This is a genomic window from Armatimonas rosea (assembly GCF_014202505.1).
In the GTDB taxonomy this organism is placed as follows: Bacteria; Armatimonadota; Armatimonadia; order Armatimonadales; family Armatimonadaceae; genus Armatimonas; species Armatimonas rosea.
In genome coordinates this window covers 1688046-1694696 of sequence record NZ_JACHGW010000001.1, presented here as the reverse complement: position 1 = coordinate 1694696, position 6651 = coordinate 1688046, and the positions used below count along the sequence as shown (strand labels likewise).

At 64.1% G+C, this 6651-nt stretch carries 6 protein-coding genes; 5 read left to right on the top strand and 1 reads right to left on the bottom strand.

The genetic code is table 11. The annotated features are described in order from the left end of the window. The first annotated feature begins 397 nt into the window (after positions 1 to 397). The 4 genes from ppk1 to HNQ39_RS07825 are packed head-to-tail and all read left to right on the top strand — an operon-like array spanning position 398 to position 4697. Positions 398 to 2467 (top strand): polyphosphate kinase 1, encoded by a 2070-nt coding sequence (gene ppk1, locus HNQ39_RS07840; RefSeq protein ID WP_184193424.1) that lies wholly within the window; start codon positions 398 to 400, stop codon positions 2465 to 2467. Next, complete coding sequence (locus HNQ39_RS07835; protein ID WP_184193422.1) at positions 2464 to 3069, top strand: DUF5995 family protein; 606 nt, start codon at positions 2464 to 2466, stop codon at positions 3067 to 3069. Before ppk1 ends, HNQ39_RS07835 begins: the two co-directional genes overlap by 4 nt. Then, positions 3066 to 3983: a hypothetical protein gene (locus tag HNQ39_RS07830; RefSeq protein ID WP_184193420.1), complete on the top strand. Its 918-nt coding sequence runs from the start codon at positions 3066 to 3068 to the stop codon at positions 3981 to 3983. The genes HNQ39_RS07835 and HNQ39_RS07830 overlap by 4 nt, the downstream gene beginning before the upstream one ends. Positions 3984 to 3998: 15 nt before the next feature. Next, positions 3999 to 4697, top strand: a complete 699-nt coding sequence (locus tag HNQ39_RS07825; RefSeq protein ID WP_184193418.1) for a protein kinase family protein — start codon at positions 3999 to 4001, stop codon at positions 4695 to 4697. Here the strand turns inward: HNQ39_RS07825 and HNQ39_RS07820 are convergent. After that, a complete protein-coding gene (locus HNQ39_RS07820; RefSeq protein ID WP_184193416.1) occupies positions 4694 to 5932 on the bottom strand; it encodes a TPR end-of-group domain-containing protein in 1239 nt (412 codons plus the stop codon). The two genes, HNQ39_RS07825 and HNQ39_RS07820, sit on opposite strands and share 4 nt — an antisense overlap. Positions 5933 to 5999: 67 nt before the next feature. Here HNQ39_RS07820 and HNQ39_RS07815 point away from each other — a divergent pair, with 67 nt between their 5' ends. Then, positions 6000 to 6647 carry an SGNH/GDSL hydrolase family protein gene (locus HNQ39_RS07815; RefSeq protein WP_184193414.1) on the top strand — a complete coding sequence of 216 codons (648 nt, stop codon included), beginning with the start codon at positions 6000 to 6002 and terminating at the stop codon, positions 6645 to 6647. Positions 6648 to 6651 lie beyond the last annotated feature (4 nt).

Here is a 6651-nt window from a genome sequence, read left to right as displayed (position 1 = left end):
TACGTTTTCCCAAACCCTATTGTAGCACCGAGGGCTTCTTGTAGCACCGAGGGCTTCTTGTAGCACCGAGGGCTTCTTGTAGCACCGAGGGCTTCGGACAAATCCAGCCCTGAGTGGAGAAACCAAGCTCAATTTAGCAAGATCCCCCGGGACGCTCCCTCCCCGAGACGGGTATCTGTCCAGCCATCCGTCCCAAGGGACTCCTGGCATCACGTTTCCTCACCCGGCCTGAAGGCCGGGGTTTCCACGCGCCTTTTCGATGAATGCCCCGTTTGCGGATTAGGGAGCGTCCCGAGGACGCGCAGAAACAAGCGCTCTCCGCGCCCACGGGGCGCTCCCTCCCCTGTGCCGGGGCTTTCAATCCCCGCACATCCCCACCTGCGGTAAACTGTGCGGTATGTCTGCGGAAACAGAGACGCTCACCCCCGAGCGCATGCCCTACATCAATCGTGAGCTTTCTTGGCTGTCCTTCAACTCCCGTGTGCTCGAAGAGGCCTGGGACGAGACCAACCCTCTCCTAGAGCGCGTGAAGTTTCTCGCGATCTTTGGCAACAACCTCGATGAGTTCTTCATGATCCGGGTCTCGGGGCTCCAGGCGCAGCGCACCGCCCAGGTCGCGGATGTGGCCGCTGATGGCCTCACCCCCACCGAGGCACTGGACCAGATCGGGGTAGAGGTCGCCCGGCTCTCCGCGCTGGCTCAGGACTGCTGGAAGGAGCTCCGCCGCCTGCTCAAGCGCCAGCGGATCGAGGTGGTCACCTACGAGGAGCTCACCGCCGACGAAAGAACCAACCTGGCGCGCTTCTTTGAGGCCGAGGTATTCCCGACTCTGACGCCGCTCGCGGTCGATCATGGGCACCCCTTCCCCCATATCTCCAACCTCTCGCTCAACCTCGCCATCGTGGTCAACGACCCGATCCGGGGCCAGCGCTTCGCGCGCATGAAGATCCCCGCGACCTTCCCACGCCTCGTCCCGACCGGCACCACAACCCGCTTTGTCTGGATCGAGGAGGTGATCGCCCACCATGTGGGAGCGCTCTTTCCCGGGCTCGATGTCAACCACCGTGCGGTCTACCCCTTCCGTGTCACCCGCGATGCCGATATCGAGATCCAAGAGGACGAGACCGAGGACCTGCTACGCTCGGTCGAGGCCGATATCAACAAGCGCCACTTTGGCTTTGTCACCCGCCTTGAAGTGACGGAAGCCATGCCCACGACCATCCGCAACCTGGTGATCGAGGGGCTAGAGATGGACCCACGAAACCTGGTTGCCACGGGCGCGAGCCTCGGCGGCGAGCTCGGGTACTCATCGCTGATGGAGCTGATGAAGGTAGACCGCCCCGATCTCAAGGACAAGCCCTATGTCCCCCGCCTCCCCGCCACCCTCTCCACCGGGCAAGATATCTTTGGCGCGATCGCCAGCAACGATATCCTCCTACACCACCCCTACGACTCCTTCGCGCCCGTGCTCGCCCTGGTCGAGGCCGCGGCGCGGGACCAGAACGTCCTGGCGATCAAGCAGACTCTCTACCGGGTCGGGGCCAACTCGCCGCTGGTTCCCGCCCTGGTCACGGCCCGCGATGTGGACACCCAAGTGGCGGTTCTGGTCGAGCTCAAGGCCCGCTTCGACGAGCAGAACAATATCGCCTGGGCACGGCAGCTCGAGCAAGCCGGTGTTCACGTGGTCTACGGCCTGATGGGGCTCAAGACCCACTCCAAGTGCCTGCTGATTGTCCGAAAAGAGGCCGATGGGATCAAGCGCTACGTCCACCTGGGAACCGGCAACTACAACGCCACCACCGCCCGCTTCTACACCGACCTGGGGCTCCTCACCTGCGACCCCGAGCTCGGGGCGGATGTCACCGATCTCTTCAACTACCTCACGGGCTACTCACGGCAGACTAAGTTTCGCAAGCTCCTGGTCGCCCCAATCAACCTGCGCCAGGAGATGGCCCGCCGCATCCAGCGGGAGGCCGAGCACGCCAAGGCAGGCCGCCCCGCCCGCCTGATCTTCCAGATGAACGCGCTGGTGGACCCCGAGATGATCGAGCTCCTCTACGCGGCATCGGGTGCAGGAGTGAGAGTCGAGCTCATTATCCGCGGTATCTGCTGCCTGCTGCCTGGCCTACCGGGCTGGTCGGAGAATATCCGGGTAGTCTCCATTGTGGGGCGTTTCTTAGAGCATGCGCGCATCTTCTACTTTGAGAATGGCGGCGAGCCGGAGCTCTACGCGGGCAGCGCCGACCTGATGCAGCGCAACCTGGATCGCCGTGTCGAGGTGGTCTTCCCCATCGAGAACCCCAAGCTCAAGGCACACGTGGTCAATAAAGTCCTGGCGACCCTGCTCGCCGACAATGTCCAAGCCCGAGAGCTCAAGCCCGATGGGAGCTACGAGCGGCTCAAGCCCAAGGACCGTAAGCGCCGCGATGCCCAGATGCTCTTCCAGCGCACCGGCCAGCGTCGGTGACCCTCGCCGCGGAGCGTGAGCGTTTCTTGCAGGAGGGGACCCTGGCAGATGTCTTTGCGGTGGCGTACTTCCACGTGACGCGCCTGATCCCCACGGTCCCCCTGCGCTACCCGACGGTCACAGCGGCGCAGCAGCAGGCGTTCTACGCGGCCTACGCCAACCGTGCAAGCCTGCCCCACTGGCAGCCGTACCTGGCACTTGCAGGAGACAGACGGCTCCGGCGCGGCACCGATCCCGGCGCTCTGCTCCAGACCCTGCTCCTGCGCGCGATGACCGCACACATCACCGTCGATCTCCCCCCCGTGCTTGTCGCAACCCGCCCTCCCGCTCTGGCATGGGAGAGCCTCGCGCCGGATTTCTTCGCTCTTGATCCTCTCTTTGATAAGGCCCTCCACGCCAGCTTCGATGACTTTGGGCGCGTGACGGGTCGGCATCTTGGAGCGCTACGCACCACCCACCGGGAGGCGCTGGAGCTAGGTAACTGGCTCCTCTGTCGCTTTGGGAAGGGCTCGGTTCAGCTACGCCACCTTCGCCGGACAGCGTGGCAAAACGCACAGCGGGTCACGTTTTCCCAAGAAATGCCGTACAATACGGTGAGATGACACCACTACGCTACCACCTTGTCGATCTTTCCGGGCCGAACCCGAGCGCCAAGTTTGGCCTACGCTCGCGTCTGGCAATCAACGATGCCGGAACTATTGCGGGGGCGTGCGACGATCGCGCGGCGCTCTGGGAGCGGGGTAAGATCCACTTTCTCGCCGGTCCGGGCACCTATGCCTGGGGCATCAACCCCAAGGGTGAGGTGGCGATCGAAGACGGTAAATCCGGGCTTTTCTGGCGTAAGGGGCAGCTCGAGGCGCTCCCGATCCAGACGCAGCCGGGCGAGCGTGTCGTGCCGCGTGATATCGCCGAGGGCCGGACGGTTGTCGGCACTACCGAGAGCAAGGGGCTCCCGCTGGGACAGGCGTGGGTTCTCAAGGGGACGATCTTCCGCTGGCTCTCCGATGCCGCCGAGGCGCGTGTCCTCTGCCCGGATGGTCGGGTCGCGGGCTTTGTCCATGTGGCCCAGGGCGATGTCCCTGTGGTCTGGAAGAGCAACCAGATCGCCTGGCTCCCGCTCCCTGCACGCTGCAAGACCGGCCGCGCGACCGCAGTCAATGCCACCGGAACCTTGGTGGGAACGGGCATGCTCGCCGACGACGACACCGAGGAGGGGTTCCCCACCCGTGCGCTCCGCTGGCGTCCCAATAGCTCCGCCGAGATTCTCTTCCCCGGAGTCGCCACGGCCATCAACGACCGCGGCTGGGTCGCCGGGCACCAGGCGGAGAAATTTGAGAGTGTGGGCGCAGGCGGCGTCCTATGGGCAGAGGGCAAGAAACACTTCGTGGACGACCTGATCGAGAGCCGGGGCCACTGGCACGTGCTTGAGCTCCATGGCCTCAACAACAAGGGACAGCTGGTCGGGCAGGCCCTCTACCGCGACGAGCTACGGGCGGTCTTGCTCGATCCTCGCTAGCCCCTCCTTCTCTCGATGACCGCGTTTCAGTGGCTTGCCGCCAACCTCCCCGATGCCTGCCCGTTTGAGAAGAGCGACAGCGCCACCCTGGCCTGGCGCACCCCAGCGCTCTTTATCAAGTTCTTCCCCTACGCCCTCCAGGAGCGTGCCGCGGTCGAGGCGGAGCTCAGCACGGCCAACCTCCACGAGAATATAATTCCGTCGTTGCTGATGTCGGGGGTCGATGATGGCGTGCTGCTGATCTACCCCTTTGTCTCGGGCGAGACCCTCAATACGCCCGAGGCCCGCGAAAAATTCTACACCCTCCCCGACACCGAGCGCCGCGCCGCACTCCAAGTGATCCTCGCCGCGCTCGCCGCAGTCACGTCGGCGGGGTGGACACTCGTGGACTTCTACGAGGGCAACCTGATCTACGACTACGAGAACAAGAAGCCCTGGCTCTTCGACTGGGACCTGTGTGTCAAGGCCCCGAGCTTCTCGCTCACCACCAACCGCAACTGGGGCAGCTCACGCCTCATGGCCCCGGAGGAGTTTCTCAAAGGGGACACCATCGACGCACAAACTAATGTCTTCAATGTCGCCCGCTTCGCCCTGCTCGCCCTCGGGGAGAGCGCCACGGAGCAGGAGAGAGCCGTCCTAGCCCGCGCTACCAGCCCCGAAAAAGCCGCGCGCCCCAGCTCGGTCGCGGCCCTTGTGGCGGAACTAGGGCTCTAACGAAACTTCTCGGCGTAGCGGCTGGCGGCAAGAAACGCTCTGAAGTCGGAGATGTGGAGGATATCGTGGACGGCTTGTTTCTTGTCCGCGGCGTTTTTGTAGTACGCCTCACAGATCTTGTAGCCCATGAAGTAGCCGAGGTCATCGGGGCGCTTGCCCTCGCCGCTGTCGGAGTAGAGCCAGACTTTCTGCCTATCGAAGCGTAGCATGTCCTGCTGAAACCTCTCCCAGAGCTCACGCTCGTGGGCGTTGCCGTAGGGAAAGACCTCGCGCTCGTGGAACTGCCCCACGCTCCCGGAACAGAGCTCACCCAAAAAGTCCGCGCTCCCCTCTTGGATGCAGGCGCGCAGCAGGGTCATGTCCAGCGTGTTGTAGCGCTGCTGAAAGTGGATCATCTCATGGGCGATGATAAACGGCAGGTCGTGGGTCGGGGTGAGCACGAGCTTCTGCCAGCGCCCCAGCTCGTCGGTGGGGGTCTGGGGGGTGGCGGTGTACATCTCCGCGCTCATCAAGAGGCTCCGCCCCGAGACCGTCCCGCCGCCGTAGAACGCCCCGATACAGAAAGTCGAGGCAGGAAACTGGGCGTCGGGGTAGAGCGCCTTGAACTTGCGAAACGCCGCGACCGTCGCCGGGCGCTGCTTGGCGATCTCGTAGGTCGCGGGGCGAATTGCGGCAAAGAACTTCGGGTTTGCTGTCACAAAGCCCGCCACTCCCGCCGCGCTGGCGCGGCGCACCCGCACCCAGTCCTTCATCCCCGGCGTCGCCTTATCGAAGTACTCGCTCTGGAAGATCGAGGCGCGTTGTGCCCCCGGCGGAACCGCAACTGCCTTGTCGTAGGCCGCCCAAAACCGCGGGATATCGTCGGTGACAAACGGCGCACGGTCCGGGTTCGCCAGGGCGAGGCGGCGCTTCTCGGCGGCCTTTTCGGTGCGCGCCAGAATCCCCGCCCAGCGCGAGTCGGTGCGCAGGCTCTCAAGGTCCGAGTCTTTCTTGAGGAGCGGGGCATCGTCGAAGCCCACCTTCAGCGCCTGCTCCAGCACCGAGAACGCCCGGTCGCGGTCCCCTGCGAGGGCAAGTGCACAGGCCGTGTTGTAGAGCGCCTCGGGCTGGCGCTCCCCTAAAGAGATCGCGTAGAGGCCCAGTGCGCTCGCCTCTAAGTAACGCTTGGCATCGTAGGCGGCCTGAAACGCCTGAGCAAGCTGCTGAAGACTGGGCGGAGTCTGCGTGAAAATCATAGCTTTTCCAAAGATACGCCCTCAAGCCAGGAAGTTACAGCGCACGAACTTGCGGCATAATAGTGCCATGCTCGCTGATCCCAAGACCTATCTCGCGCCCCTCACCGAGGAGCTGCGCAAGACGTGGCCGTCCAACCGGCTGGTCAATATTGTCTGTCATGGCCATAGTGTGCCCGCCGGGTACTTCAAGACGCCCGTTGTGGATAGCTTTCACGCCTACCCGCACCTGCTCCACCGGGCGCTCAAGGAGCACTTTCCCCATGCCGTGCTCAACGTGATTGTCACGGCGATTGGCGGCGAGGAGTCGGAGAGCGGTGCGCGGCGCTTTGAGGCCGAGGTGCTCTGCCACCGGCCCGATCTGCTGCTGATCGACTACAGCCTCAACGACCGGCGGCTCGGGCTGGAGCGGGCGGCGGCGGCCTGGGGGCAGATGATCCAGGCGGCGCAGAAAAAGAAAGTCCCGCTGATCTGCTGCACGCCGACTCTGGACAACGGCGACCTGGTCGAGCTACGCAAGCACGCCGCGCAGGTGCGGGAGCTGGCGGAGAGAAATAGCCTCGGGCTGGCCGATAGCTTCGCCCGCTGGGAGCGCACCATCGCCGAGGGCACGCCGCGTGAGGCGCTTCTCTCCCAGAGCAACCACCCCAACGAAGCGGGGCATAAGCTCGTTGTCCAGGAGCTCCTGCGCTGGTTTCCGGGGGTCGAGCGGGTATAGTTAA